This window comes from Achromobacter pulmonis (genome assembly GCF_021733725.1).
GTDB classification, from domain to species: Bacteria; Pseudomonadota; Gammaproteobacteria; order Burkholderiales; family Burkholderiaceae_B; genus Achromobacter; species Achromobacter pulmonis.
In genome coordinates, this window is record NZ_JAIFOT010000001.1 from 2,330,016 (window position 1) to 2,355,107 (window position 25,092).

The window sequence follows — 25,092 nt, forward strand, 5'->3', positions numbered from 1 at the left end:
GGCGCGTTGCTGCGAGGGCGGCGGAGCCGCCGGATTGGGTTCACTGCATGCGGTAGCCGCCGTTGACGTCGATGACGCTGCCGGTGATGTAGCCCGCTTCTTCCGAGGCCAGGAAACGCACGGCGGCGGCCACGTCGTCCACGGTGCCGATGCGCCCCAGCGGAATCGCCTGCGCGGCGGCCGCGAGCGCGCCGCTGCTGGTGACGGTGCTGCGCAGCATGTCGGTGTCGATCAGGCCGGGCGCGATGCCGTTGACGGTGACGCCCAGGTGCGCGGACTCGCGCGCCATGGCCTTGGTCAGACCCAGCACGGCCGACTTGGCGGCGATGTAGGAGGCGCTGGAGCGGTAGCCGCCCAACTGCGCGGCGACCGAGGTGAAGGTGACGATGCGGCCATGCCGCAGCGGCGCGGCTTCGCGCCGGCGCAGGTAGGCGCGGCCGCACAGGAACACGCCGCGTGCGTTGACGGCGAAGCTGCGTTCCCAGATGTCGAGCGGGGTGTCCTTGATCAGCGGGCGTTCGCCGTTGGGCTGGAACAGCAGCAGGCCGGCGGCGCTGACCAGCACGGCGATGGGGCCGTGGGCCTGTTCGATCTGGTCGAACGCGGTTTCGACGGCGTTTTCGTCGCTGACGTCGAAGGCGTGGGCGCTGTGCGGCGGGCCCAGTTCGTCGGCCACGCGGGCGGCGCGGCGGGCGTCCAGGTCGGAGACCACCACGCGATAGCCGGCGCGGGCCAGCTCCTGGCAGATGGTGGCGCCGATGCCGCCGCCGCCGCCGGTGACGAGCGCGAGCCGCGCGGCCGGGCCCGCGGCCGGCGTGGATACATTGGACATGCTGTCTCCTGTTGCACGGATTCGCCTGCCTTGGAGCAGGCGTCCGTCGATCTGAATTTTTGGCGATTATGTATACATGAGCATGGTGCAGGTATAGGGGCTTTCCCGTAGTGGTGCGCTGGCTTTGATTGTTCTCATTGGGGAAAGCCCTAGCGGGGTGGTAAGGAGCGGTATCGCATGTATTCTTCATGTATACAATGCGGGCATGGATACGCTATCTCAACACGTGACCGATACGCTGCGGGACTGGGTGCTGCATGGCAAATTCAGCCCGGGCGCCCGCCTGGAGGAAATCCCGTTGGCCGAGAAGCTGGGGGTGTCGCGCACGCCGGTGCGGGCGGCCCTGGCGACGCTGGGCAATGAAGGGCTGCTGGAGCATTTGCCCAAGCGCGGCTATACGGTGCGGGCCTATGACCTGGCGGAGATCGTGGCGGCCTATGAGGTGCGCGCGGCGCTGGAGGGGCTGGCCTGCCGGCAGGCGGCGCTGCGCGGACTATCGAACGACGCGGTGGCGGTGCTGAAGAATTGCCTGGACGAAGGCGATCGGATTCTCGGCAAGGGGGTGTTGCTGGCGGAGGATCATCTGCCTTACCAGCAGGTCAACATCACGCTGCACAACGGCATCCTGGAGGCGGCGGGCAATCCGTGGGTGAAACGGTTCGCGACGCAGGCGCAGGCGATTCCTTATGCGTCGGATCGGATCATCCTTTGGGAAGATCACGGGATCATCCTGCGGTCGCATGACGATCATCACCGGATCGTCAATGCCATCATTGCGCGGGATGGGGCGCGGGCCGAGGATCTGATGCGCGAGCATGTCTACTACGCGGGGATCATTCTCAAGGGGAATTACGAGAGGTTGGCGCAGGCCTATCGGGTTTGAGGGGGATTGTTGTCGCTGTGGGCGGGGCTGTTGGGTTCTTTAGGCGCGGGTGACGGCTGTTCCTTCAGATTCCCTCGGGCGCATCTACACGCCCCGCCATCCCCCGCCGGCCCCGTCACCCGCTCGCGATGAGACTTAACGGCGGCCGTTGGGGCGGGCTGGCTGCTTGGCGTTTGGGGGGCTGGCGTCGGGGCGGTGGCGCTGCGCGCTGGCCGGGCCGCCGCGTTCGCGGAGCGATCAGCCGGGCAGGCCGGTATCCAGGCAGGGGCTGAATTCGCCGGTGGCGGGGTCGCGCAGGAACAGGACGCCGGTGGCGACGCCGAAGTAGGTGCCGTGCAGCTCCAGGTCGCCGTTTTCGACGCGGCGGCGGATGGAGGGGAAGGTCATCAGGTTGTTCAGGCTGTGGCCGATGACGGCGAGTTCGAGGCGTTTGAGGTCGGCGGCGCGGTCGTCGCCGCCGGGGCCGAGTTCGTCGGCGACGGGGGCGATCTGGGACATCCACTTGCCGATGAAGTCGCCCTTGGTGAGCGGCTTGGCGTCGTCGAAGAAGGCGCGGATGCCGCCGCAGGAGGCGTGGCCGAGGACGACGATGTGCTTGACGTTCAGGCCGTTGACCGCGAACTCGATGGCGGCGCTGGTGCCGTGGTACGAGGATTCGGAATCGGGATCACAGGGCGGGACCAGGTTGGCGACGTTGCGCACCACGAACATCTCGCCGGGGCCGGCGTCGAAGATGGCTTCGGGCGAGACGCGCGAGTCGCAACAGCCGATGATCAGGATTTCCGGGCTTTGCCCAGTTTCGGCCAGTTTTTCGTAGCGGCTGCGTTCGGAATGGAAGCGGCCGGCGAGAAAGGATTGATAGCCTTCGGTGAGTCTTTTGGGAAACATGATCTTTTCACTTCCTTGGTAACGAGGCCGGGCATGCCGGCGTGCCGGCGGACGCAACAAGGGGCTTCGTGTGGAAGCCCCTTTTGTCGAGTCGGCTGCCGAATTTTCCCACAATTGGGCGGCCGCCCGCTTGACTAAACCCTATCCAGATAAGGGTTTTTTGGTCACCGGGCGCGAATGTCCAGGGCGGTGACTTTGGCGAATCGCAGTGGCGTGATGGCGCGGATCGTCTTGATCTGGCCCGGCGCCAGCGGGCCGATGTCGTCGTCGCGCACGCGGCCGACTTCGCGGCCCTGTTCGTCGTAGAGGACAAAGGTGAGCATGACGTAGTTGACGGCGCGCATCGATTGGTTGGCGAGCGAGCCGGTGATGGTCGACAGGTTTTCGTTGGTGTCGCGGATGGCCTGGATGTTGCCCAGCGTGATGCCGTACAGGCTCTGCGCACCGGCCGCGCCAGTCAGGCCGGCCAGCAGTGCAAGGGAGGCAAGAGCGGTTCTCATGGCGGTCTCCTGTGGGACCCGGGTACCGGGTTGTCCGCGTCGCGGCCTCTGTGGGCCGCGTGTCCGGGGACATGTGCCTATCTCACACCTTTCCCGCCCGCCGCACAACGGCTCAAATGGATGAATGGGTAACAGGTTGCAGGGGATAGCCGCAGATTCTTCCGCGGATGCCACAAATGCGTCGGAATGTCTCCAATTTGTGGGGGTTGGCGGGGGGCTGGCGCCTGGCTGCCCCTGGCGCGCCGGCGTTGGCATTTATTGTCTTTTCGACGCTTGCGTCGTGCCCGGCTTTGTTCGATGATGACCACGCCGGCAATGTGGCCGGTGGATCTTGCGGCCCGGTTGCGCGCCAGGATGGCGTCCATGGGCGCTCAAGGGAGGAACTCATGCTTTCCCGTACCAGCCAATTGGCCTCGGCCATCGTGTTGTCCGCCTGTTGCTTTGGCGCCGTCAACGCCCAGACCTCCGCGCCCGCGCCGGCCAAGAAACCGACCGCGCAGCAGCAACGCATGGCCGACTGCAACAAGTCGGCCGAAGGCAAGAAGGGTGACGAGCGCAAGGCGTACATGAGCGCCTGTCTCAAGGGCGAGGCGCCGCCGCCCGCCAAGCAATTGACGCCGCAGCAGCAGAAGATGAAGGACTGCAACGCCAAGGCCAGCGAGCAGAAGCTGACCGGCGACAAGCGCAAGACCTTCATGAGCACCTGTCTGAAAGGCTGAATACCGCCTCATGCGAAAAGCGCCGGCCGTGCATTCGGACCGGCGCTTTTGTTTGCGCCGCTGGTCACGCCGTGGCGATCGGCGTGACCGGCGAGCCGATCGCGCGCGGCAGGCGCAGCGGCGGGCCGCTCATCGGCCGCGCTGCATGGCCTATTGCGTGAGGAAGTCGAGCACCGCGCGGGTGAAGGCTTCCGGTTGTTCCCAGTTGGAGATGTGGGAGGTGTTCAGTTCGAGGTAGCGCGCGCCCGGGATGGCGCCGGCCAGTTCCTGGCCCTGCGCGGGCGTGGCGGCCAGGTCGTGGGTGCCGCCGATGACCAGCGTCGGGGCCTTGATGGCCGACACCTGCTCGCGGAAATCGGCGTCGCGCAGCGCGGCGCAGTTGCCCGAGTAGCCGGCGTCCGAGGTGCGGCGCAGCATGTCCACCAGCACTTGCGCCAGGCCCGGCTCGGCGGCGCGGTAGCCGTCGGTGAGCCAGCGTTCGACCAGGGTGGGCGCCATTTTTTCCAGCGTCTGTTCGGCCACGGCGGCGATGCGGGCGCTCCAGCCTTCGGCCGAGCCGATGCGCGCGGCGGTGTTGCACAGGATCAGTTTGCCGATCAGTTCGGGGCGGTTCAGCGCCAGCCACAGGCCGGTGGGGCCGCCCATCGACAGGCCGCAGAAGTGCGCGCGTTCGATGCCCAGGTGCGCCAGCAGTTCGGCGACGTCGTTGCCTAGCTGCGCGAAACTGTATTCGCCGTCGGGGATCGAGGATTTGCCGTGGCCGCGGGTGTCGTAGCGCAGCACGCGAAAGTGCTTGCTCAGTTCGGGAATCTGGCGCGCCCACATGTCGGCGCAGGTGCCCAGCGAATTGGAGAGCACCAGCACCGGCGCGTCGGCGGGGCCATCGATGACGTAGTACAGCCGTGCCTGGCTGAGATCGGCGTAAGACATGCGGGAAATCCTCGGGGAATGAAGGCGCGGCCGCCCGCGGGCGGCCGCGTGGCGATTACAGGTGGCAGGTGCCGTCGACGTAGGCCTTGCGCCAGCGCGTGATGGTCACGCGCTGGAACAGCTGCGCCTGGGCGAAGGGGTCGGCGTCGATGAACTGCTGCGCGGCCTCGCGCGTGTCCAGGTCGACGATGTACAGGCCGCCGCCCAGGTCCGTGCCGTCATCCTGCAGCTTGGCGCCGCAGGCCAGCAGCAGGTGCTTGTTGGCGTCCAGGTATTCGAGGTGCGCGGCGCGATGCTGCTGGCGCACGGCCTGGTGGTCCGGCTTGTCGAAGGTCTCGATGATGTAGGGCATGGGCGGCTCCGTTCAGATGGCCGAGGGATGGCGCGCCAGCGCCGTCACCTGGATGTCCATGTAGGGGAACAGCGGCAGCGACGACAGCAGCGTGTGCAGTTCGTCGTTGTCCTGCACGTCGAAGATGCTGACGTTGGCGTAGCGGCCGACGACGCGCCACAGGCTCTTCCACTTGCCGTCGCGTTGCAGTTGCTGCGCCAGGGCCTTTTCGTCGGCCTTGAGCTTGTCGGCTTGCGCAGCCGGCATATCGACGGGCAGATTGACCTGCATTTGAACCATGAACAACATGATGGGTGTCTCCAGGAAATCGGCCCCGGCACGGCCGGGGCGCGGGGGAAGGATCAGTTGGAAAACTTCAGCGGCAGGCCGGTCAGGCGCAGCAGCTCGTCGGCGGTGATGTCGCCGAACATGTCGATCACCGTGACGCCGTCGGCGCGGATGTCGAACACCGCGACGTCGGTGTACACGCGCGACACGCAGCGCACGCCGGTCAGCGGGTAGGTGCAGGCGTCGACCAGCTTGCTCTGGCCTTCGCGGGTCTGCAGTTCCATCATGACGAAGACGTCCTTGGCGCCGATGGCCAGGTCCATCGCGCCGCCGACGGCGGGGATGGCGTCGGGCGCGCCGGTGTGCCAGTTGGCCAGGTCGCCGTGCTGCGACACTTGGAAGGCGCCCAGCACGCAGATGTCCAGGTGGCCGCCGCGCATCATCGCGAACGAGTCGGCATGGTGGAAGAACGAGCAACCGGGCAGCTCGGTGACGGGCTGCTTGCCGGCGTTGATCAGGTCGTAGTCTTCCTCGCCCTTGGCCGGCGCCGGGCCCATGCCCAGCATGCCGTTCTCGGTGTGCAGGATGACTTCGCGGTCGGCCGGCAGGTGGTTGGCCACCAGCGTCGGCAGGCCGATGCCGAGATTGACGTAGGCGCCTTCAGGAATGTCCTGGGCGACGCGGGCGGCGATCTGGTCGCGGGTCAGTTTGGTGCTCATTGCTGCTCCTTGGCGGCCTGGGCGGCGTCGATCTGCACGACGCGCTGCACGAAGATGCCGGGGGTGACGACGGTTTCCGGATCGAGGGCGCCCAGTTCGACGACTTCACGCACCTGGGCCACGGCCACGCGCGCGGCGCTGGCCATGATGGGGCCGAAGTTGCGCGCGGTCTTGCGGTACACCAGGTTGCCCCAGCGGTCGCCGCGCTCGGCCTTGATGAGCGCGTAGTCGGCGTGCAGCGGATATTCCAGCACGTACTGGCGGCCGTTGATCTCGCGGGTTTCCTTGCCGTCGGCCAGCGGGGTGCCGTAGCCGGTGGGCGAGTAGAAGGCGCCGATGCCGGCGCCGGCGGCGCGGATGCGCTCGGCCAGGTTGCCCTGCGGCACCAGTTCGAGTTCGATCTTGCCGCTGCGGTACAGGCCGTCGAAGATCTGCGAGTCCACCTGGCGCGGGAACGAGCAGATGATCTTGCGCACGCGGTTGGCGCCCAGCAGGGCGGCCAGGCCGGTGGTGCCGTTGCCGGCGTTGTTGTTGATGATGACCAGGTCCTTGGCGCCTTGTTCGAGCAGGGCGTCGATCAGTTCCATGGGCTGGCCGGCGGTGCCGAAGCCGCCGATCATGACGGTGGCGCCGTCGGGGACGTCGGCGAGGGCGGCCGCCGCGCTTGCAACAAGCTTAGAAATCATGGTGTTCGCTCATAGGTGGCGTGTCATAATTTGTTCTTAATTAGAACTTTCGTTCTTCTGAAGAACATCGTTTCATGGGGATGGTCGACCGTCAAGGCAAGCCGGCGCGGTGCGATCCCCCCCGTTCAGGGTTGCCGGCAGCGGCAACGTTTTTTCTCGCGGTAGACGGATGGCCGAGCAAGCAACCCAGCAACCCAGCGACAGCTACGTTCAATCTTTTGCGCGCGGCCTGTCCGTGATCCGGGCGTTCGGCCCGGAACGTTCCCAGATGACGCTGTCCGAGGTGGCGGCCGTGACCGGGCTGACCCGCGCCGGCGCGCGCCGCATCCTGCTGACGCTGGAACACCTGGGCTACGTCACGGTCGAGGACCGCAAGTTCGCGCTGACCCCGCGCATCCTCGAACTGGGCTACGCCTACCTGTCGGGCACGCCGTTGTGGAACCTGGCGCTGCCCTACATGGAAGAAGTGGCCGAGCAGACGCGCGAGTCGTGCTCGGTGTCGGTGCTGGAAGGCCCCGACATCGTCTACATCCTGCGGCTGTCGACCCACAAGGTCATGACCATCAACCTGGCGGTGGGCAGCCGCCTGCCGGCCTGGGTGACGTCGATGGGCCGGGTGCTGCTGGCCGGATTGCCCGCGGCCGAACTGGACCGGGCGCTGGCGATGAGCCAGATCCGGGCCTACACCAAGGACACCGTTACCGATATCGCCGCGCTCAAGGCCATCCTGGCCGGCGTGCGCGCCGACGGCTACGCCTGCGTGGCGCAGGAACTGGAACCCGGCCTGCAATCCGTGGCGGTGCCGATCGTCGATCGCAGCGGCCGCGTGATCGCCGCGATGAACGTCAGCGGCCATGCCAACCGCTTTACGCGCGAGGAAATGCTGGCGGCCTTCCTGCCGCCGCTGCGCCACGCCGCCGACCAGATCAACCACGCGCTGTTGCGCCGTTAGGCGGCGCGGGCGGGTGGGGGCGACCAAGCGGGCGGACATGGCGGCGGGCCTCAGATCGGGGCGACGCCCAGCGTCGTGCCGCCGCAGACATACAGCATCTGGCCGGTGACGAAGCCGTTGTCGGGCGACAGAAAGAACATGGCGGCGCGCGCCACGTCCTCGGGCGTGCCCAGGCGCTTGACCACGATGCTGTTGATGATGCGTTCGGTCTGCGGCGCGCCGGCCGGATTGCTCTTGGTGAACAGATCGGTGGCGATGGGGCCGGGGCCGATGGCGTTGACGGTGATGCCGTCGCCGCCCAGTTCCATCGCCAGCGTGCGCGTCAGGCCGACCAGGCCGGCCTTGGTGGCCGAATAGACCACGCGCTCCGGTTTGCCCAGCGCCGCCCGTGACGACATGTTGACGATGCGGCCGAAGCCGGCCGCGCGCATCGCCGGCAGCGCGGCCTGCACCAGGATCAGCGCGGTGCGCAGGTGCAGGTTGACCACGTAGTCCAGGTCGGCCAGCGTGGCGGTGTCGGCGGTGCCCGGACGGGTGGCGCCGGCATTGTTGACCAGGCCGACGATGTCGTAGGCGGCGGTCACTTCGGCGGCCACTTCCCTGGTGCGCGCCTCGTCGGTCAGGTCGGCCTGGTACGACACCAGTCCGGCCGGCGGGTGCTTGGGCAGGCGGTAGTCGATGTTGACCACTTTGTGCCCGGCATCCAGCAGCATGCGGATGATGGCGGCGCCGATCCCGGCGCTGCCGCCGGTCACCAGATACGCGGTAGGTTTGCTCATCTCAGCTCCCAATTCAATTCTCAATCGCGACATTCTCAAGAACACCGCCTTTCACCATTCCATCTGCCTCCCCAGCGAGGACACCGCCAGATCCGGCGCTGCCGGTCTTGCAGGTGTCGCCCCCTGGGGGGCGGGCGCAGCGCGTACGGGGGGCCCTCTCAATGGGTCAAATAGCCCCAAGCGAGGACGGCGGTGATGTGGATCACGCCGACCCACAGCATCATGATGACCGTATAACCCATCACGTCGCGCAGCTTGAGCTTGGACAGCGCCAGCGCCGGCAGAATCCAGAACGGCTGCACCAGGTCGTTCCAGGCGTTGCCCAGCATCACGGCCATGGTGGTCTGGTTGAGCGCGCTGCCGATCTCGCGGGCGGCGTCGATCATGAACGGCCCCTGGATGACCCAGTGGCCGCCGGCCGAGGGCGCGAAGAAGTTGATGACGAACGAGCTGATCAGCCCCCAGAACGGCAGCGTGGCCGGCGTGGCCACGTCGACGAACACCTTGGAGATCGACGTCACCAGGCCCGAGGCGGCCATGATGGCCATGATGCCGGCGTAGAACGGGTATTGCAGGATGATGCCGGAGATGGTCTTGATGCCTTCGGTCAGCTTGGCCACGTAAGCGGCCGGCGTGCCCAGCAGGATGATGCCCAGGAACAGGATGATGAAGTTGATCAGGTTCAGGTCGAGCGAGCCGCCATCCATGAAATGGAAGACGACATAGGCCACGCCCAGCGCGCCGATCAGCAGGCTCAGGAGGCGGCTGTTGTTGAGCTTGGAGGCCAGCGTGCCTTTTTCCAGCAGGTCGTCGGCGCCGCCGGCGGCGTGGGTGTCGCGGTCGATGGCCGGGTCCACTTCGACGATCTTCTCGCCCTTTTTCGGATGCAGCCAGGCGTTCAGCAGCGGCAGCGTCACGATGATCACCAGGCTGGTGATCAGCATCGGCACCGAGAAAATGGTTTCCGTCAGCGGAATGGTGCCCATCTGCTTGGCGGTCGGGTGGCCGGGGGTGGCCACCAGCACCGGGATGCTGGCCGACAGGCCCAGGCCGTACATGGTGAAGCCGCTGTAGGCCGCGGCGATGATCAGCGGGTAGTGCACGCCCTTGACCTTGAGCGCCAGCTTCTTGGCGACGATGCCGCCGATGACCAGGCCGAAGCCCCAGTTCAGGTAGCTGCCGATGCCGCCGACCAGGGTGGCGACGATGATGGCGGTGTGCGGCTTGTGCACATGGCTGACGATGCGGTTGAGCAGGCGGTCGGTCAGCGGCGCGGTGGCCAGCACGTAGCCCATGGCCAGGATCACGGCCATCTGGGTGGTGAAGGCCAGCAGGCTCCAGAAGCCCTTGCCCCAGGCGCGGGTCACGTCGCCGATGCTCTGGCCTTCGATGCCCATGGCCAGCAGCACGGTGAGCAAGGTCAGCGCGATCGCGAAGACAAAGGGATCGGGCAGATACTTGCGCATCAGCTCAGTGAAAAAAGATGCCAATTTATTCATGGTGCCTCCAACGAACTCCGGTAAGGCCTATTGCTCTGGTGTCTTGCGCCGTGGCGCGCCGGGTGGGGGCGCGGTGGCGGGACGGTCGGTTTCTTTGCGTGGTTGGGCCGGTGGCCCGCTGGCGCGTCGGGCGGGTCGCCGCGCGCCTTATGGTGTAGGTATTCGGTGCAGTGGTCGCCGCGTCAGGAGTCGCCGGCCTTGGCGTTGAGCCACGCGGCCAACTCGCCGAGCGCCGCGCTCTTTTCGCGCAGCACCTGTTCGCGGCGCTCGGGGCTCCAGGCATAGAAGCCCTGGCCGCTCTTGGCGCCGAGCTGGCCGTTTTCGACCTTGCTTTTCAGCAGCTCGGACGGCTCGGTGCGGTTTTCCAGATCTTTGTAGAGATAGCTGGCGATGGCGTAGTGGACGTCGATGCCGTTCATGTCGCGCTGCTCCAGCGGTCCGGACAGCGCCAGGCGGATGCCCAGGCTCCACTTGACCACTTCATCGATGTCCTCGGCGCTGGCCACGCCCTTTTCCAGCAGCGAGATCGCCTCGCGCGCCAGGGCGTGCTGGATGCGGTTGGCGATGAAGCCGGGGATGTCCTGGCGCACCAGCACGGGGCGCTTTCCGCCCTGCCGCAAGGTGGCCATGACGCGCGCCACGGTCTCTTCCGAGGTGGCGTCGTTGCGCACCACTTCCACCAGCGGGATGACGTCGGCGGGGGTGAAGAAATGCGTGCCGACGAAACGGTCGCGGCGCGCCACGGCGCTGGCGATGGCGTTGATCGACAGGCCCGAGGTGTTGGTGGCGAAGATCGCTTCGGGCTGGCACAGCGTGTCGAGCTGAGCGAACAGGCCGCGCTTGAGTTCCAGGTTCTCCGGCACCGCCTCGATCACCAGATCACAGGCGGCGGCCGCGTCCAGGCCGGGCGCCATGCGGATGCGTTGCATCACGGCGTCGATCTGGCCGGGGGCGTAGACATTCAATTGGCGCTCGATGACCGCGCGGGCGCGATCCAGCGCGCCGTCCATGGGATCGACCAGGACTACGTCCAATCCCTTCGACGCGAAGAGCGCGGCGATGCCGCTGCCCATGGCGCCGGCGCCGATGACGGCCAGATGCTTGAGGGGAGTATCCATGAGGGTTCGCTTGCAGCCTTACAGGCCGGTGCGGCAGAAGGGCACGGGCGGAACCAGGGAGCTGCGATCTGTCTCTTCCGTCGGTGTCTTCCTGTGCGCGGGCCAGAAAAATCGTTGTGTTCTATATACGAACATTTGTGCGTATATAGAATTTCTGGCGAAGATAGTACTAAAAGTTGCCGGGAGCGGACAAATACGCGATTTGAGATGTTCGTCTGGTGGACGTAATGGCGCGTGACGCGCCGGCGGCGGGGCACCAGGCCGGCAGGGACGGGCATCGCGCCCGCCCCTGCCGGCCTTCAATCTTCACCCCGAGTTGCGCAGCCCGGCCGCGATGCCGTTGATGGTCAGGTGGATGGCGCGCTGCACGCGTTCGTCGCCGTCGCCGCCGGCCGACTTCTGCGCCGCGCGGTGGCGGCGGATCAGTTCGACCTGCAGGTAGTTGAGCGGGTCGATATAGGCGAAACGCTCGCGCAGCGAGGCTTGCAGCGCGGGATTGTCGGCCAGCAGTTCGCGCCGCGTCAGCAGTTTCAGCATGGCCAGGGTGCGGGCGTGTTCGGCGCTGATCATGCCGAAGATCTTCTCGCGCAGCGCGCGTTGCGGCACCAGTTGCGCATAGCGCGCGGCGATGGCCAGGTCGGACTTGGCCAGCACCATCTCCATGTTCGACAGCAGGGTGCGGAAGGCCGGCCAGTCCTGCGCCATTTCGCGCAGCTGGGCCAGGCGGGCGCGCCGCGAGCGCGGCGCCCCCGGCGCGCCGGTTTCCAGGTAGGCCTCGATGGCCGAGCCCATGCCGTACCAGCCGGTCAGCATCAGGCGGCATTGGGCCCAGGAAAAGCCCCACGGGATGGCGCGCAGGTCTTCGATGCGCTGGCCCTTCTTGCGCGAGGCCGGGCGCGAGCCGATGTTCAGCCCGGCGATCTCGGCGATGGGGGTGGCCGCGAAGAAGTATTCGGCGAAGCGCGGCGTGTCATAGACCAGGCCGCGGTAGCTGCGCTGCGCGGCCTCCGACATGAACGACATGGCCGGGCCGTGCTGGGCCATGTGCGCGTCTTCGGCGCTGGTGGCCGCGGCGCGCGGCGCCAGGCTCGATTCGAGGGCGGCGGCGACCAGCAGTTCGAGGTGCCAGCGGCCGACCTCGGCGTCCTTGTACTTGCTCTGGATGACCTCGCCCTGTTCGGTCAGGCGGATCTGGCCGGCCACGGTGCCCGGCGGCTGGGCCAGGATCGCATCGAAGCTGGAACCGCCGCCGCGGCCCACCGAGCCGCCACGGCCGTGGAACAGGCGCAGGCGCACGTGGCGGCTGGAGAACACGTCGACCAGCGCGCGCTCGGCCTGGTACAGCGACCAGTTGGACGTCAGGAAGCCGCCATCCTTGTTGCTGTCGGAATAGCCCAGCATGACTTCCTGGGCGCCGTTCTGGGCGCGCTTCACGCGCTCGCGGATCTCGGGCAGGTCGAGCCAGGCGGCCATGATGCCGGCGCCGCGCTGCAGATCGGGGATGGTCTCGAACAGCGGCACCACCATCAGGCCATCCTCGGGCAGGATGTCCTGGCCGGGAGGGGCGGTCAGGCCCGCTTCCTTTTGCAGCACCATCACTTCGAGCAGGTCGCTGAGGGTTTCCGTGTGCGAGACGATGGTCTGGCGCACCGCCTGTTTGCCGTAGCGCTGGCGGCCGGCGGCGGCGGCGCGCAGCACCGCCAGTTCGCGCGTGGTGTCTTCGCTGTAGGCGATCCAGGGCGAGGCCAGCGGCCGCGCCTGCGCCAGCTCGGCGCGCAGCAGCGCCACCCGCGCGTCTTCGTCCAGCGCCAGGTAATCGAGCGGCCGGCCGTCGTGGGTGGCGCCGGCGCGGCTGAACAGTTCGGCCAGCGCGCGTTCGTGCACGTCGGAACTCTGGCGCAGGTCGACCGTGGCGAGGTGAAAGCCGAACACTTCGACGGCCTGCTGCAACCCGGCCAGCCGCAGCCGGGCGACGGGCGCGCCGTGGTGCGCGGCCAGCGAGGCGGCGATGACGGCCAGGTCGGCCGACAATTCCTGTGGCGTGTCGTAGGGCTGCGCGGCGACGGTGCTGCGGCGCGCCAGGTTCTGGCCGGTCAGGCGCAGCGCGGTGGCGGCCAGGCGCGCATAGACGCCGACCAGCGCGCGCCGGTAGGGCTCGTCGCTGCGATGCGGCGAGTCGTCGCCGCTGCGCTCGGCCAGTGCCTGCAGCGCCGGATCGACCGCGATCAGCAGCGTGGTGATGGACAGCTCGGCGCCGAGCGCGTGCACTTCCTGCAGGTAGTGCTCGAACAGCACGGTGGCCTGGCGCAGCAGGGCGCGTTCCAGCGTGCCGGCGTCGACATTGGGATTGCCGTCGCGGTCGCCGCCGATCCAGCTGCCCATGCGCAGGAAAGGTTCCAGCGGCGGCGGCGGGGCGCCGAACGGCTTGGCATCGCGGTTGAGCAGCTTGGACAGGTCGCCGTAGACGCGCGGGATGACCTGCAGGAAGGTGCTGCGGTAGTACGAGAGCGCGTTCTCGATTTCGTCGGCCACCGTCAGGCGGGTGTAGCGCAGCATGCGGGTCTGCCACAGCGTGGCCACGCGGCCGAGCAAGGCGGCGTCGAGTTCGGCCAGCTCTTCCGGCGTCAGTGGCTGGTCGCGCTGCGCCAGTGCGGCGGCGATTTCACGGTGCAGGTCGAGTGTGCTCTTGCGCTGCACTTCGGTGGGATGGGCGGTCAGCACCGGCATGACGCAGGCTTCGGCCAGCAGGCGGCGGATGCGCGCCGGCGTCACGCCGTGGCGGCCCAGGGTCTGCACGGCATCGCGCAGGCTGCCGCGCGCGGGCGCGTCGCCGGCCAGGGCGCGGGCCCGCTGGCTGCGGTTCTGGTCGCGGTCCTCGGCGATGTTGGACAGATGCAGGAAATAGCTGAAGGCGCGCGCCACCGAGTTCGGGTCGCTGCCCTGCAGGAGCTTGACGCGCTGTTCCAGCAGCTTGCCATCGGCCTTGTTGCCTTCGCGGCGGAATTTGACGGCGGTGCGGCGCAGGGTTTCGATGGTGTCGAAAACCCGTCTGCCTTCGCATTCGGCGATGACTTCGCCAAGCAACCGGCCTAACAGCCGGATATCGTGACGCAAGGGTTCTGCGGAGTCGGACTGCGGGCGGCTGGCATTCATCGGGCGGGGGATCCGTCGGGCTGCTGGAGAAAGAGGAAGGGTCAGGTGATGCGCACTGCGGGGTAAACCGTGAACGAGAACAGCATCGATTTTACGCAGGCTTCCTTACGGGCCAGGCCGCTGGCTGCGGTAAAGTCTGGCCTATCCCTTTGTCTTTGCAGAAGCCCCCTTTTATGCTGAATCACCAACGTCGCGCGCTCGTGCTGTTTTCGGGCGGCCAGGATTCCACCACCTGCCTGGCCTGGGCGCTGGAGCGCTATGCCCATGTGGAAACCGTGGCGTTCGATTACGGCCAGCGCCACCGCATCGAACTGGACGCGCGCCTGAACGTGCTGCGCGAGATCCGCGCGCGCTTTCCGCAATGGGCGCCGCGCCTGGGCGAAGACCATCTGCTGGACCTGAAGGTGCTGGGACAGGTGGGCGACACCGCCATGACCAGCGACCGCGCCATCGAGATGCAGGCCAACGGCCTGCCCAACACCTTCGTGCCCGGCCGCAACCTGCTGTTCCTGACGCTGGCGGCCGCCTTGGGCTACCGGCGCCAGCTGGACGTGCTGGTGGGCGGCATGTGCGAAACCGATTTCTCGGGCTACCCCGATTGCCGCGACGACACCATCAAGGCGCAGCAGGTGGCGCTGGGCCTGGGCCTGGGCAGCCGCGTCACCATCGAGACGCCGCTGATGTGGATCGACAAGTCCGAAACCTGGGCGCTGGCCCGGCAACTGGGCGGCGACGCGCTGGTCGAGACCATCGTCGAGGAAAGCCACACCTGTTACCTGGGTGAGCGCGGCGCGCGCCATGCCTGGGGCTATGGCTGCGGCGAGTGCCCTGCCTGCAAGCTGCGCCGGGCCGGCTGGGACAAGTGGCAGGCGCAGGGCGAAGCCTGAGCCGTCCGCCGGCCAGGCAATAACAACGAATCCCCGTGCCGGGATGTGCCAGGCGGCCCGCCGGGACGCGTTGCCGACTGACGCCGCAATGGCGTCAGAATCCGCGCGGACCGTAGCGGCGCGCGTGTCGCTACGTTTCACCAACCGGTGAGTTTTATTTCGATATATTGAATTCCACTCATTTAATAATGAGTGAAATTCAATTATTTTTGACTTTGCGCGGCAACACAGGGGGTTGAGCGCTTTTTTTTTGCGACCCTGTTCAAGGTATGGAGATGCAAAAAAACATTTCAATACCGTTCGATGGAAAGCGTTTTTCTCCAGGGCTCAATCATCATGAATCGGTCGCGCATTATCCTTATTTTCGACAATGAATTCGCCAAGCAGGGCATTTCCGATTCGCTCCAGCAGATCGGCTTCGTTCTGAATCCCGTATCGCTCCAGGAACCGGCGCCGGCGCGTCACGCTGGGGAAATCCAGGTGCACCTGTGCCTGCCACGGGACCTGGACATCACGATCGGCCAATTGCGCGCGCGTTTCGCCCATTCGACCATCATCGCCATCCGCCATATCGAAAGCCCGGCGGTGCGGATCAATGCGCTGCTGGCCGGCGCCGACAGCTGCTACGGCGCCAACATCAGCTACAGCGAGGTGGCGGCGGCGATCCAGTCGGCGCAGCGCAAACTGACCTTGTGCCAGCCCCCCGCGGCGTCCGCGCCGCGCCGGCCGGACGTGGTCGCCGGCGCGCCCGTGGCGGAACAAAGCTGGCGGCTGTGCGAGAACGAATGGACGCTGGTGTCGCCGGGCGGCCAGGGCATCACCCTCACGCCCATGGAGCGCGCGGTGCTCAAGGGCATGCATGATCACCCCGAGCGGCTCATCCGCCGCGCGGATTTTGCCGTCGCCAGCCTGGACATCGCCGGCAACGGCCGCGCGCTGGACCTGGTCATCAGCCGCCTCAAGCGCAAGGGCGCCGCCGCCGGCATGGCCATCCCGATCCGCAGCCTGCGCGGCAAGGGCTATGCGTTCTCGGCCGCGCTGTCCCAGGACGGCGAGGCCCAGGAAACCCCAGCCGCCCGCAAGGAGGGCGCCGTGTCGCCGCTGCTGGCCGCGATCCAGGGCGACCGGCTGCAGTTCCATTACCAACCCATCGTCACCGCCACGGATCTGGAGATCGTCGGCGCCGAAGCCCTGTTGCGCTGGCGCGCGGCCGGCGGCGAAACCATGGGCATCGATGGCCTGCTACGCGAAACCTGCGCCCCGGAGGCGGCGCAGGCCCTGATCAGTTGGGGCCTGCACACCATTGCCCGTGACCAGACGCGCTGGCGGCAGGCGGCGCACGGCTCAGGGCTGGCGGTGAACATCAAGATCTCGCCGCAGAGCTTTGCCCGCCGCGATTTCGTCGGCGCGATCCTGCGCGACATCGCCGCTTGCGGCCTGGCGTACGGCGATATCCGCATCGAGCTGACCGAAGAGGCGGCGCTGCACGCCGGGTCCGCCGACATCCGGTCGATGCTGGAAGCCTTCACCAGCCGCGGCATACAGGTGTGGCTCGATGATTTCGGCAAGGGCTACAACAACCTCGAGTGGCTGTCGACGCTGCCCCTGGCGGGCCTGAAGCTGGACAAGTCGATCATCTGGAGCGCCGCGCGGCAGGCGGAGGCGCAGAAGGTGCTGGCGTCGATCTGCCGGCTGGCGCGGGACCTGGACATCACCACTGTGGGCGGGGGCATCGAGACCGAGGCGCATTGCCGCGCCGCGCGCGAAGCCGGCTGCGACCTGCTGCAAGGCTTCCTGTTCTTCCGGCCCGGCACGGCCGATGAGCTGGCCGCGGCCCTGGCCGAGCAGCGCTGGCGCCGCGCCGGCGTGGCGCGGCCTCGCGGGCGCCCGGCGCCGGCCGCGGCGCTGCGCGACGGCGGCGCGCCGCTCAGTTCCGCGTCCGGGCAATAAAGCGCCACCGCAACGCCAGCGCCGCGGCCAGGATGAGCGTGGCCAGGCCGGCCGACAGCCCCATCGCGGCCTGCGCCCCGTGCCGCCCGACCACCCAGGCATAGGCCAGCGGCGCGGCGGCGGTCAGCAGGAAGCTGGGGATCAGCAGGACGCCGACCATCGCGCCATAGCCGCGCAAGTCGAACAGCGCCAGCGGCAGCGTGCCACGCGTGATGGTCAGCAGGCCGTTGCAGGCGCCATACAGCAGCGCGTAGGCGGCCAGGGCCAGGAGGTGGCCGCCAGACAGCAGCGCCAGCACGAAGCCCAGCGGCAGCAGGGCGGACACGGCCAGCGTCAGGGTCAGCGGATGCAGGCGCGAGCCCAGCGCGACGTCGGCCAATCGCGAGGCGAACTGGCCCACGCCCCACAGCGCGGCGACGTTGACCGCCAGCGCCTTGGCCAGGCCCAGGCCAGACAGCAGCGGGATCAGGTGGGCGGCGTTGCCGGCCGCCAGGAAGTTGGTGAGCATGGCGATTGACGCGTACAGCAGGCTGGCCAGACGCCGTTCGGAGGCGTTGCGTGCCAGGCCGGCGCCAGCCTGGCCGGCGGCCGGGACCGGCGCGGCGTAGCGGGCGCGCGGCAGCGCCAGGTACAGGGGCACGGTCGCCAGCGCCAGCGCGCCATAGGCCAGCACCGCGCCGCGCCAGCCGAGCCAGTCCGACAGCGCGTGGCCCACCGGCCACATGACGGTCGAAGCGAGGCCGCCGAACAGGGTGATCTGCGACATCGGCCGGCGTGCTGCCGGGCCGGCGGCGCGCGCCAGCGCGGCGAACGCCGCGTCATACAGGCACAGCCGCATGCCCACGCCCAGCAGCATCCAGGCGGCGAAATAGGCGGCCAGGCCATGCGCGGCGGCCAGCGCGGCGCAGGCGGCGGCCGCCAGCGTCGCGCCGACCGGCATGACACGGTGTCCGCCCCATTGGTCGACCGCGCGGCCGGCCAGCGGCGACACCAGCGCCATGACCACGATGGCGCAGGAGAAGCCGCCGTAGATGGTGGCCGGGTCCCAGCCCAGGTCGGCGGCCATGTCGGGCCCCAGCGCGCCGATCAGGTAGAAGGTCACGCCCCAGCCGACCAGTTGCGTCAGCCCCAGGCAGACCACCGCGCGCGGCGGGATCATGGGCGTTGCGGCGGCGTGCTGTCGCCTTCGCCCAAGGCGCGCTGCATCAGCACCGTGTCGCGCCATTCGCCATGCTTGTGGCCCACCGAGCGCAGCGTGCCGACCGGGTGAAAGCCCTGGCGTGCGTGCACCGCCAGCGACGCGGCGTTGCGGCTGTCTCCCACCACCGCCAGCATCTGGCGCCAGCCGGCCGCGGTGCAGCGTTCGACCAGCATGGCCAGCAGCCTGCCGCCGATGCCCAGGCCGGCGCGGCCGGCCTTGACGTAGACCGAATCCTCGACCGTGTGGCGGTAGGCGGGGCGCGGGCGATAGGGCGTGACGTAGGCATAGCCCACGACCTCGCCGTTGATCTCGGCCACCAGGTAGGGCATGTCCTTTTCCAGCACGCTGGCGCGCCGCTGGCGCATTTCCTGGATCGACGGCGGTTCCAGTTCGAACGACGCGGTGCCGTGCTGCACGTGGTGCGCGTAGATGGCCTTGATGGCGGGCAGATCGGCATCCGCGCTGTCGCGGATCAGGAGGGTGGGGGCGGCGGGTTGCGGCATGGCGGGTTCGCGGTCGGAGCGTCAGGATGGGTGAAAAAAACCAGCCGCCAGTGTGGCGCAAGGTCATGCATAAACATAGCTTTGGTCTATTATGATTTTCATAAGCAAAACTTTGGATCAGGCGGAGGCGTGAGGGCATGCGGGGACTCAATCTGGACGCCCTGCGCACCTTTGCGCGGGTGATCGAACTGGGCAGTTTTTCCGCCGCCGCCGAACAGGGCGGCATCACCCAACCCGCGGTCAGCCTGCAGGTGCGCCAGCTCGAGCGCCGCTTCGGCCTGAAGCTGGTCGAGCGGGTCGGCCGGCGCGCCGGGCCCACCGCCGCCGGCCTCGAACTGCTGACCCACATCCGCGCCATCGACGCCGCGCTGGCGCAGGCCGAGCAGGCCATGACGGCGCACGCCTCGCAAGTGACCGGGCGCGTGCGCCTGGGTACCGGCGCCACCGCCTGCACCTATCTGCTGCCGCCGCTGCTGGCCGGCCTGCGGCGGCGTTTTCCGGCGCTGGACGTGGTGGCCAGCACCGGCAATACCGCCGACATGCTGCGCGGCCTGGAAAACAACACGCTGGACATCGGCCTGGTGACGCTGCCCGCGCCCGGCCGCATGATCGAGGCCACGCCGGTACTGGAAGACGAGTTCGTGGCCATCTTCCCGGCGCGCGGCCCCTTGGGGATTCCCGACGCGGTGACGCCGCAGGCGCTGGCGGCGCTGCCGCTGGTGCTGTTCGAGCCGGGCGCGCGCACCCGCCGCCTGGTGGACGATTGGTTCGAGCAGGCGGGGGTGGCGGCCAAGCCGGTGATGGAACTGGGCAGTACCGAGGCCATGAAGGAAATCGTGGCCGCTGGCCTGGCCTGCGCGGTGCTGCCGCGGCTGGCAGTCAGCGGCGCTGGCCAGCGCGCCAGCCTGGCGGTGCGTGCGCTGACGCCGCGCCTGGCGCGCACGCTGGCCGTGGTGGTGCGCCGCGATAAGCCGCTCAGCCGCGGGCTGCGGCACCTGCAGGAAGCGCTGCTGGCGTTGCGCACGTGAACGCATAGGGGTGGAACACGTCCACCGGCAACTGGTTGCAGGCCTCGACGCAGTCGCGCACGGCCGCCATGTCGGTGAAGTTCAGGCCGCTGGCAATGCCCTGGCGGTCCAGGTTCAAGGCCAGCGTCACCAGGTCGACGTTGCCGGTGCGCTCGCCGTTGCCGAACAGGCAGCCTTCGACGCGCTCGGCGCCGGCCAGCAGCGCCAATTCGGCCGAGGCCACGGCGGTGCCGCGGTCGTTGTGCGGATGCACGCTCAGCACGATGCTGTCGCGCCGCGCCAGGTGGCGGTGCATCCATTCAATCTGGTCGGCGTACACGTTGGCGCTGGTGCATTCCACCGTCGACGGCAGGTTGACGATCATCTTGCGCGCCGGGGTCGGCCGCCAGATGGCGCTGACGGCATCGCATACCTCCAGCGCGAAATCCAGTTCGGCCAGGCTGAAGGTCTCGGGCGAATACTCATAGGTCCATTCCGTTTCCGGATGCGCGTCGGCCAGCGCGCGGATCTGGCGCGTGCCGGCCAGCGCGATTTCCTTGATCTCGGCGCGGCTCATGCCGAAGACGATGCGGCGCCATTGCGGCGCTATCGGGTTGTACAGATGCACGATGGCGCGCGGCGCGCCGCGCAGCGCTTCGAAGGTGCGTTCGATCAGGTCGGGCCGCGACTGGGTCAGGACCTCGATGGTGACATCGGCGGGGATGCGGCGTTCCTCGATCAGCTTGCGCACGAAATTGAAATCGGTGTCCGACGCGGACGGGAAGGCGACTTCGATCTCCTTCAGGCCCACGGCCACCAGTTGCTCGAACAGACGCAGCTTGCGCGCCGCGTCCATGGGGTCGATCAGCGCCTGGTTGCCGTCGCGCAGGTCGGTGCTCATCCAGACCGGCGGCGCGCTCGGGCGACGGGTCGGCCATTGGCGCTCGGCATAGTCGCGCGAGAAGGGCTGGACGGGGCGGTACTTGTGTTGGGGATGGTCGAGCATGGAAACCTCCGGCCGCGCGCGGGCGCGGCGTGTCTGGGGCCGCCGGTCTGCGGCGGCGGGGCGGGCAAGGGAGGTGGCGGACGGGCCCGTCAGAGGGCCCGGGGCTGCCGGGCGGCCACGGGGCGCAAGGCCCGGCAACCGCGCGCTAGTCGTAGCGTCGAGGGCACGGCGTCCGATGTCGCGGCCACGCGCGCGCGCCGGCCGTGCGCAGCGGCGCAGACGGCGGGGCAGTGGGAACGAAGACGCATGATCGGGGGCCGGTAACTGGAAAACGAAGGGGAAGTACGGCCAGCATAGGTACACTGGAAAAGACCGTCTACCGCCAGTTGGACATGAATCGTCGAGAAATGGACAAATCCAAACCCCCGCCACGCCCGTCCGGACCGCGCACGCCCGTCGATCTGGACCTGTTTCCGTACGAATCCTCGCTGCGCCCGGTGGCGGCGCTGGCGGTGGACTACGAAGACGGGCATCGCGTGCGCCGCCACCGGCACCGCCGCTCGCAGCTGGTGTATGCGATCTCGGGCGTGATGGTGGTGGATACCGACGCCGGCATCTGGGTGGTGCCGCCCACGCGCGGCGTGTGGGTGCCGGCCTGGGTCTCGCACGCCATCCGCATGAGCGGCGAGCCGCGCATGCGCACCGTGTTCGTCGAGCCCGGCGCGGCCGCGCACCTGCCCGCCGAGTGCTGCGTGCTGTCGATCTCGCCGCTGCTGCGCGAGCTGATGGTGGCGGCGGCCGAGGTGCCGCTGGACTGGAAGCCCGGCACCCGCGACGGCCGCCTGATGATGCTGTTGCTGGACGAATTGAAACAGGAACCGGTGCTGCCGCTGCACCTGCCGCAGCCGTCCGAGCCGCGCCTGGCGCGCATCTGCCGCGCCATCGTGCGCCACCCCGAGCGCCAGGCGGGCGCGGCCGACTGGGCGCGGGAATTGGGGGTGGATCCGAAAACGGTGCACCGCCTGTTCCTGCGCCACACCGGCATGACTTTCGGCCGCTGGCGCCAGCAGGCGCGGCTGCTGGCGGCGATGGAGCGGCTGGCGCGCGGCGAGCGGGTGCTGGACGTGGCGCTGGACCTGGGTTACGACAGCCCGAGCGCGTTCGCGGCCATGTTTCGCAAGGCCTTGGGCGAGCCGCCCAGCGCGTTCGCGGCGCGCGGCGCGGCGTCCGCCTGATGGCCGCGCGGCGGTCTTGGGGCGGCCTCGGCGCGGCCCGCGGCCGCTGTGGGCCGGAACCAGCGTATTATTTACCGTTTTGCCGCCCACGCTAATAGCCTGAGACAAGATCATGCCGCACTACCGTTCCCGCACCTCGACCCACGGCCGCAACATGGCCGGCGCCCGCGCCCTGTGGCGCGCCACCGGCATGAAGGACGGAGACTTCGGCAAGCCGATCATCGCGGTGGTCAACTCGTTCACGCAGTTCGTGCCGGGCCACGTGCACCTGCGCGACCTGGGCGCGCTGGTCGCCAAGGAAATCGAGGCCGCCGGCGGCGTCGCCAAGGAATTCAACACCATCGCGGTCGATGACGGCATCGCCATGGGCCACGGCGGCATGCTGTATTCGCTGCCTTCGCGCGAACTGATCGCCGATTCGGTCGAATACATGGTCAATGCGCACTGCGCCGACGCCATGGTCTGCATCTCGAACTGTGACAAGATCACCCCGGGGATGCTGATGGCCGCGATGCGCCTGAATATTCCCGTGGTGTTCGTGTCCGGCGGCCCGATGGAAGCCGGCAAGGTCAAGTCGCCGACCGACGGCAAGGTGATCGCCAAGATCGACCTGATCGACGCCATGATCAAGGCCGCCGACCCCAACGTGTCGGACGCCGACGTGGCCGAAGTCGAGCGCAGCGCCTGCCCCACGTGCGGCTCCTGTTCCGGCATGTTCACCGCCAACTCGATGAACTGCCTGACCGAGGCCATCGGCCTGGCGCTGCCGGGCAACGGCACCATCGTCGCCACGCACGCCTGGCGCAAGGGCCTGTTCGAGCAGGCCGGCCGCCTGGTGGTGGACCTGTGCCGCCGCTACTACGTCGAGGAAGACGCCTCGGTGCTGCCGCGCAGCATCGCCACCAAGAGCGCGTTCCAGAACGCCATGGCGCTGGACGTGGCCATGGGCGGCTCCACCAACACCGTGCTGCACCTGCTGGCCGCGGCGCAGGAAGCCGGCGTCGACTTCACCATGGCCGACATCGACCGCATTTCGCGCAAGGTGCCGTGCCTGTGCAAGGCCGCGCCGGCCACTGACAAGTACCACATCGAAGACGTGCACCGCGCCGGCGGCATCCTCGGCATCCTGGGCGAGCTGGCGCGCGCCGATCTGCTCGACGTGTCCTGCGGCAACGTGCACAGCGGCACGCTGGGCAACGCCATCGCGCAATGGGACGTGGCTGGCGGCGCCGGCGAAGCGGCGCAGAAGTTCTACCGCGCGGCGCCCGGCGGCATTCCCACCACCGTGGCTTTCAGCCAGGACGCCACCTTCCTGACGCTGGACACCGACCGCAAGACCGGCTGCATCCGCAGCAAGGAAAACGCCTACTCCAAGGACGGCGGCCTGGCCGTGCTGTACGGCAACCTGGCCGAGAAGGGCTGCATCGTCAAGACCGCGGGCGTGGATGAATCGCAGTGGGTCTTCACCGGCCGCGCGCGCGTGTTCGAAAGCCAGGACGACGCCGTCGAAGGCATCCTCGGCGACAAGGTGGTGGCGGGCGACGTGGTGGTGATCCGCTACGAAGGCCCCAAGGGCGGCCCCGGCATGCAGGAAATGCTGTACCCCACGTCCTACCTGAAGTCCAAGGGCCTGGGCAAGACCTGCGCGTTGTTCACCGACGGCCGTTTCTCGGGCGGTTCGTCGGGCCTGGTGATCGGCCACGCCTCGCCCGAAGCGGCCGAAGGCGGCACCATCGGTCTGGTGCAAGAGGGCGACACCATCGAGATCGACATCCCCAACCGCAAGATGCATCTGGCCGTGTCCGACGAGGAACTGGCCCGCCGCCGCGCCGCGATGAACGCGCGCGAGGATGGCGGCTGGCTGCCGGTGGGCCGCGAGCGCGTGGTGTCGCAGGCCCTGCAGGCCTACGCGGCGCTGGCCACCTCGGCCGACCGCGGCGCGGTGCGCGACCTGTCGCAGCTCAAGCAGAAGCGTTGATTCCCCGCCTGCCGCGGGTTCGATGACAAAGCGGCGCCTGGTGCGCCGCTTTTCTTTTGTCCGGGGCGATCGTGTTCCGGTCGTCCGGCGCGTGCCGCAAACCGGCGTGTTTGCCTTTTTTTGACGCATATCGCCGGGGTTCCCTGCGGGCGATGCCGCGATTGTCGCGGCCTCGCGCTATAAAATCCTGATACTTGTGATCAGGAGTCATGAATGGCGCTCAATTCCGAGGCCCTGCGGCTGTTCCTGGGCGTGGTCGACGCCGGCTCGATGAGCGCGGCCGCCGAGATGCTGGGCCAGACCGCGTCCGGCGTCAGCCGCGGCCTGTCGCGCCTGGAGGAAGACCTGGGCGTGACCCTGCTGAACCGCACCACGCGGCGCATGGAGCTGACCGCCGAGGGCGCGCACTTCCTGCAGAAGGCGCGCCAGATCGTGCAGTCGCTGGAAGAGGCCGAGGAGTGCATGCGCATCGTGCACCAGCAGCCGGCCGGCCGTCTGCGCGTGGATGCCTCGGTGCCGGTGATGCTGCATTGCGTGGTGCCGCATGTGGCCGATTTCCGCCGCGAGTATCCGGCGATTTCGCTGGAGCTGACCAGCAACGACCGCATCGTCGACCTGATCGAGCACCGCACCGACGTGGCCCTGCGCATGGGGCCGCTGAACGATTCCACGCTGCATGCGCGGCCCATGCGGCCGCGTCCGCGCTGGCTGATGGCCAGCCCGGACTACCTGGCGCGGCGCGGCGTGCCGCGGACCGTCGAGGATCTTGCCAGCCACGAACTGCTGGGCTTCACCCAGCCCGAAAGCCTGAACGTCTGGCCGCTGCGCCACGCCGGCGGCTCGACCTATCTGGCCACGCCCACGCTGGCCACCTCCAGCGGCGAGACCCAGCGGCACCTGGCGCTGCGCGGCGTGGGCATCGCCTGCCTGTCGGATTTCGTGTCGCGCGACGACCTGCGCGCAGGGCGGCTGGTGCGCATCATGGAAGACCTGCACACCGACTATCTGCAGCCGATGCACGCGGTGTACTACCGCAATACGCAGCTGTCGCGGCGTATTGCGTGCTTCCTAGATTTCTTCGCCAGCCGGTTGTAAAAACGGGCGTCTG

24 protein-coding genes are annotated in these 25,092 nt (G+C 68.2%); 9 read left to right on the forward strand and 15 right to left on the reverse strand.

The annotated features are described in order from the left end of the window. Positions 1-40: 40 nt before the first annotated feature. Entirely contained in the window at positions 41-832 is a 792-nt protein-coding gene (locus tag K2W61_RS10750; protein WP_175141251.1) for an SDR family NAD(P)-dependent oxidoreductase, read from the reverse strand. A 226-nt stretch (positions 833-1,058) separates the two neighbouring features. Between K2W61_RS10750 and K2W61_RS10755 the strand changes: the two genes are divergently transcribed. Next, a complete protein-coding gene (locus tag K2W61_RS10755; protein WP_236755581.1) occupies positions 1,059-1,715 on the forward strand; it encodes a GntR family transcriptional regulator in 657 nt (218 codons plus the stop codon). A gap of 237 nt (positions 1,716-1,952) precedes the next feature. Here K2W61_RS10755 and K2W61_RS10760 read toward each other — a convergent pair whose 3' ends face one another. Both K2W61_RS10760 and K2W61_RS10765 read right to left on the reverse strand, forming a co-directional pair. Further along, positions 1,953-2,603 (reverse strand): carbonic anhydrase, encoded by a 651-nt coding sequence (locus K2W61_RS10760; RefSeq protein ID WP_175141250.1) that lies wholly within the window; start codon positions 2,601-2,603, stop codon positions 1,953-1,955. Positions 2,604-2,767: 164 nt separating this feature from the next. After that, positions 2,768-3,103, reverse strand: coding sequence for an FxLYD domain-containing protein (locus K2W61_RS10765; RefSeq protein WP_175132750.1), 336 nt, complete (start codon positions 3,101-3,103; stop codon positions 2,768-2,770). Between the two features lie 386 nt (positions 3,104-3,489). Here K2W61_RS10765 and K2W61_RS10770 point away from each other — a divergent pair, with 386 nt between their 5' ends. Further along, a complete protein-coding gene (locus tag K2W61_RS10770) occupies positions 3,490-3,822 on the forward strand; it encodes a PsiF family protein (RefSeq protein ID WP_175132749.1) in 333 nt (110 codons plus the stop codon). A gap of 150 nt (positions 3,823-3,972) precedes the next feature. Here the strand turns inward: K2W61_RS10770 and pcaD are convergent, their stop codons facing one another. From pcaD to K2W61_RS10795, 5 genes are read right to left on the reverse strand one after another with little or no spacing between them, the layout of a single operon-like run. Then, positions 3,973-4,752, reverse strand: a complete 780-nt coding sequence (pcaD, locus tag K2W61_RS10775) for a 3-oxoadipate enol-lactonase (protein ID WP_175132748.1) — start codon at positions 4,750-4,752, stop codon at positions 3,973-3,975. Between the two features lie 55 nt (positions 4,753-4,807). After that, positions 4,808-5,104 (reverse strand): YciI family protein, encoded by a 297-nt coding sequence (locus K2W61_RS10780; RefSeq protein WP_175132747.1) that lies wholly within the window; start codon positions 5,102-5,104, stop codon positions 4,808-4,810. Positions 5,105-5,116: 12 nt separating this feature from the next. Further along, positions 5,117-5,392, reverse strand: a complete 276-nt coding sequence (gene catC, locus K2W61_RS10785; protein ID WP_054429400.1) for a muconolactone Delta-isomerase — start codon at positions 5,390-5,392, stop codon at positions 5,117-5,119. Between the two features lie 53 nt (positions 5,393-5,445). Then, positions 5,446-6,090 carry a 3-oxoacid CoA-transferase subunit B gene (locus K2W61_RS10790; protein WP_175132746.1) on the reverse strand — a complete coding sequence of 215 codons (645 nt, stop codon included), beginning with the start codon at positions 6,088-6,090 and terminating at the stop codon, positions 5,446-5,448. Then, a complete protein-coding gene (locus K2W61_RS10795; RefSeq protein ID WP_006390038.1) occupies positions 6,087-6,776 on the reverse strand; it encodes a 3-oxoacid CoA-transferase subunit A in 690 nt (229 codons plus the stop codon). Before K2W61_RS10795 ends, K2W61_RS10790 begins: the two co-directional genes overlap by 4 nt. Positions 6,777-6,945: 169 nt before the next feature. Between K2W61_RS10795 and K2W61_RS10800 the strand changes: the two genes are divergently transcribed. Continuing rightward, entirely contained in the window at positions 6,946-7,728 is a 783-nt protein-coding gene (locus tag K2W61_RS10800) for an IclR family transcriptional regulator (RefSeq protein WP_175132745.1), read from the forward strand. 50 nt (positions 7,729-7,778) lie between these two features. On the opposite strand, the gene K2W61_RS10805 is transcribed toward K2W61_RS10800, so the two are convergent. From K2W61_RS10805 to ppc, 4 genes are all read right to left on the reverse strand, one after another. Then, positions 7,779-8,507, reverse strand: a complete 729-nt coding sequence (locus tag K2W61_RS10805; protein ID WP_236755582.1) for an SDR family NAD(P)-dependent oxidoreductase — start codon at positions 8,505-8,507, stop codon at positions 7,779-7,781. A 158-nt stretch (positions 8,508-8,665) separates the two neighbouring features. Continuing rightward, the gene (locus tag K2W61_RS10810) at positions 8,666-10,006 is read right to left on the reverse strand and encodes a short-chain fatty acid transporter (RefSeq protein ID WP_175132743.1); all 1,341 of its coding nucleotides are present in this window, start codon (positions 10,004-10,006) and stop codon (positions 8,666-8,668) included. Between the two features lie 182 nt (positions 10,007-10,188). Beyond that, positions 10,189-11,124, reverse strand: coding sequence for a 3-hydroxyacyl-CoA dehydrogenase family protein (locus K2W61_RS10815; protein ID WP_175132742.1), 936 nt, complete (start codon positions 11,122-11,124; stop codon positions 10,189-10,191). A gap of 306 nt (positions 11,125-11,430) precedes the next feature. Further along, entirely contained in the window at positions 11,431-14,277 is a 2,847-nt protein-coding gene (gene ppc, locus K2W61_RS10820; RefSeq protein ID WP_175132741.1) for a phosphoenolpyruvate carboxylase, read from the reverse strand. A 173-nt stretch (positions 14,278-14,450) separates the two neighbouring features. Here ppc and queC point away from each other — a divergent pair, with 173 nt between their 5' ends. Together queC and K2W61_RS10830 are read left to right on the forward strand one after the other, a co-directional pair. Continuing rightward, positions 14,451-15,164: a 7-cyano-7-deazaguanine synthase QueC gene (gene queC, locus K2W61_RS10825; RefSeq protein WP_175132740.1), complete on the forward strand. Its 714-nt coding sequence runs from the start codon at positions 14,451-14,453 to the stop codon at positions 15,162-15,164. Positions 15,165-15,500: 336 nt separating this feature from the next. Continuing rightward, positions 15,501-17,114, forward strand: a complete 1,614-nt coding sequence (locus K2W61_RS10830) for an EAL domain-containing protein (RefSeq protein ID WP_236755583.1) — start codon at positions 15,501-15,503, stop codon at positions 17,112-17,114. Here K2W61_RS10830 and K2W61_RS10835 read toward each other — a convergent pair. Continuing rightward, entirely contained in the window at positions 17,092-18,273 is a 1,182-nt protein-coding gene (locus K2W61_RS10835; RefSeq protein ID WP_175135887.1) for an MFS transporter, read from the reverse strand. The genes K2W61_RS10830 and K2W61_RS10835 overlap by 23 nt on opposite strands. Next, positions 18,270-18,818, reverse strand: coding sequence for a GNAT family N-acetyltransferase (locus K2W61_RS10840; RefSeq protein ID WP_175135886.1), 549 nt, complete (start codon positions 18,816-18,818; stop codon positions 18,270-18,272). The genes K2W61_RS10835 and K2W61_RS10840 overlap by 4 nt, the downstream gene beginning before the upstream one ends. A gap of 137 nt (positions 18,819-18,955) precedes the next feature. Between K2W61_RS10840 and K2W61_RS10845 the strand changes: the two genes are divergently transcribed. Continuing rightward, entirely contained in the window at positions 18,956-19,846 is an 891-nt protein-coding gene (locus K2W61_RS10845) for a LysR family transcriptional regulator (protein ID WP_175135885.1), read from the forward strand. Here the strand turns inward: K2W61_RS10845 and K2W61_RS10850 are convergent. Beyond that, positions 19,794-20,831, reverse strand: coding sequence for a 2-isopropylmalate synthase (locus K2W61_RS10850; RefSeq protein ID WP_175135884.1), 1,038 nt, complete (start codon positions 20,829-20,831; stop codon positions 19,794-19,796). The genes K2W61_RS10845 and K2W61_RS10850 overlap by 53 nt on opposite strands. A gap of 332 nt (positions 20,832-21,163) precedes the next feature. Between K2W61_RS10850 and K2W61_RS10855 the strand changes: the two genes are divergently transcribed. The 3 genes from K2W61_RS10855 to K2W61_RS10865 all read left to right on the forward strand — a co-directional run bounded on the left by K2W61_RS10855 (position 21,164) and on the right by K2W61_RS10865 (position 25,079). Then, positions 21,164-22,006 carry an AraC family transcriptional regulator gene (locus K2W61_RS10855; protein ID WP_175135883.1) on the forward strand — a complete coding sequence of 281 codons (843 nt, stop codon included), beginning with the start codon at positions 21,164-21,166 and terminating at the stop codon, positions 22,004-22,006. Positions 22,007-22,118: 112 nt separating this feature from the next. Beyond that, entirely contained in the window at positions 22,119-23,984 is a 1,866-nt protein-coding gene (gene ilvD, locus K2W61_RS10860) for a dihydroxy-acid dehydratase (RefSeq protein WP_175135882.1), read from the forward strand. 213 nt (positions 23,985-24,197) lie between these two features. Next, positions 24,198-25,079, forward strand: a complete 882-nt coding sequence (locus K2W61_RS10865; RefSeq protein WP_236755584.1) for a LysR family transcriptional regulator — start codon at positions 24,198-24,200, stop codon at positions 25,077-25,079. Positions 25,080-25,092: the final 13 nt, after the last annotated feature.

Coding starts and splice junctions, on each gene's coding strand:
- K2W61_RS10780 (WP_175132747.1), bottom strand. CDS start 5,104: ATGCCCTACATCATCGAGACCTTCGACAAGCCGGACCACCAGGCCGTG.
- K2W61_RS10800 (WP_175132745.1), top strand. CDS start 6,946: ATGGCCGAGCAAGCAACCCAGCAACCCAGCGACAGCTACGTTCAATCT.
- K2W61_RS10760 (WP_175141250.1), bottom strand. CDS start 2,603: ATGTTTCCCAAAAGACTCACCGAAGGCTATCAATCCTTTCTCGCCGGC.
- K2W61_RS10750 (WP_175141251.1), bottom strand. CDS start 832: ATGTCCAATGTATCCACGCCGGCCGCGGGCCCGGCCGCGCGGCTCGCG.
- K2W61_RS10795 (WP_006390038.1), bottom strand. CDS start 6,776: ATGATTTCTAAGCTTGTTGCAAGCGCGGCGGCCGCCCTCGCCGACGTC.
- K2W61_RS10840 (WP_175135886.1), bottom strand. CDS start 18,818: ATGCCGCAACCCGCCGCCCCCACCCTCCTGATCCGCGACAGCGCGGAT.
- K2W61_RS10765 (WP_175132750.1), bottom strand. CDS start 3,103: ATGAGAACCGCTCTTGCCTCCCTTGCACTGCTGGCCGGCCTGACTGGC.
- K2W61_RS10835 (WP_175135887.1), bottom strand. CDS start 18,273: ATGATCCCGCCGCGCGCGGTGGTCTGCCTGGGGCTGACGCAACTGGTC.
- queC (WP_175132740.1), top strand. CDS start 14,451: ATGCTGAATCACCAACGTCGCGCGCTCGTGCTGTTTTCGGGCGGCCAG.
- K2W61_RS10855 (WP_175135883.1), top strand. CDS start 21,164: ATGAATCGTCGAGAAATGGACAAATCCAAACCCCCGCCACGCCCGTCC.
- K2W61_RS10790 (WP_175132746.1), bottom strand. CDS start 6,090: ATGAGCACCAAACTGACCCGCGACCAGATCGCCGCCCGCGTCGCCCAG.
- K2W61_RS10845 (WP_175135885.1), top strand. CDS start 18,956: ATGCGGGGACTCAATCTGGACGCCCTGCGCACCTTTGCGCGGGTGATC.
- K2W61_RS10770 (WP_175132749.1), top strand. CDS start 3,490: ATGCTTTCCCGTACCAGCCAATTGGCCTCGGCCATCGTGTTGTCCGCC.
- catC (WP_054429400.1), bottom strand. CDS start 5,392: ATGTTGTTCATGGTTCAAATGCAGGTCAATCTGCCCGTCGATATGCCG.
- K2W61_RS10810 (WP_175132743.1), bottom strand. CDS start 10,006: ATGAATAAATTGGCATCTTTTTTCACTGAGCTGATGCGCAAGTATCTG.
- pcaD (WP_175132748.1), bottom strand. CDS start 4,752: ATGTCTTACGCCGATCTCAGCCAGGCACGGCTGTACTACGTCATCGAT.
- K2W61_RS10830 (WP_236755583.1), top strand. CDS start 15,501: ATGAATCGGTCGCGCATTATCCTTATTTTCGACAATGAATTCGCCAAG.
- ppc (WP_175132741.1), bottom strand. CDS start 14,277: ATGAATGCCAGCCGCCCGCAGTCCGACTCCGCAGAACCCTTGCGTCAC.
- K2W61_RS10850 (WP_175135884.1), bottom strand. CDS start 20,831: ATGCTCGACCATCCCCAACACAAGTACCGCCCCGTCCAGCCCTTCTCG.
- K2W61_RS10865 (WP_236755584.1), top strand. CDS start 24,198: ATGGCGCTCAATTCCGAGGCCCTGCGGCTGTTCCTGGGCGTGGTCGAC.
- K2W61_RS10815 (WP_175132742.1), bottom strand. CDS start 11,124: ATGGATACTCCCCTCAAGCATCTGGCCGTCATCGGCGCCGGCGCCATG.
- ilvD (WP_175135882.1), top strand. CDS start 22,119: ATGCCGCACTACCGTTCCCGCACCTCGACCCACGGCCGCAACATGGCC.
- K2W61_RS10805 (WP_236755582.1), bottom strand. CDS start 8,507: ATGAGCAAACCTACCGCGTATCTGGTGACCGGCGGCAGCGCCGGGATC.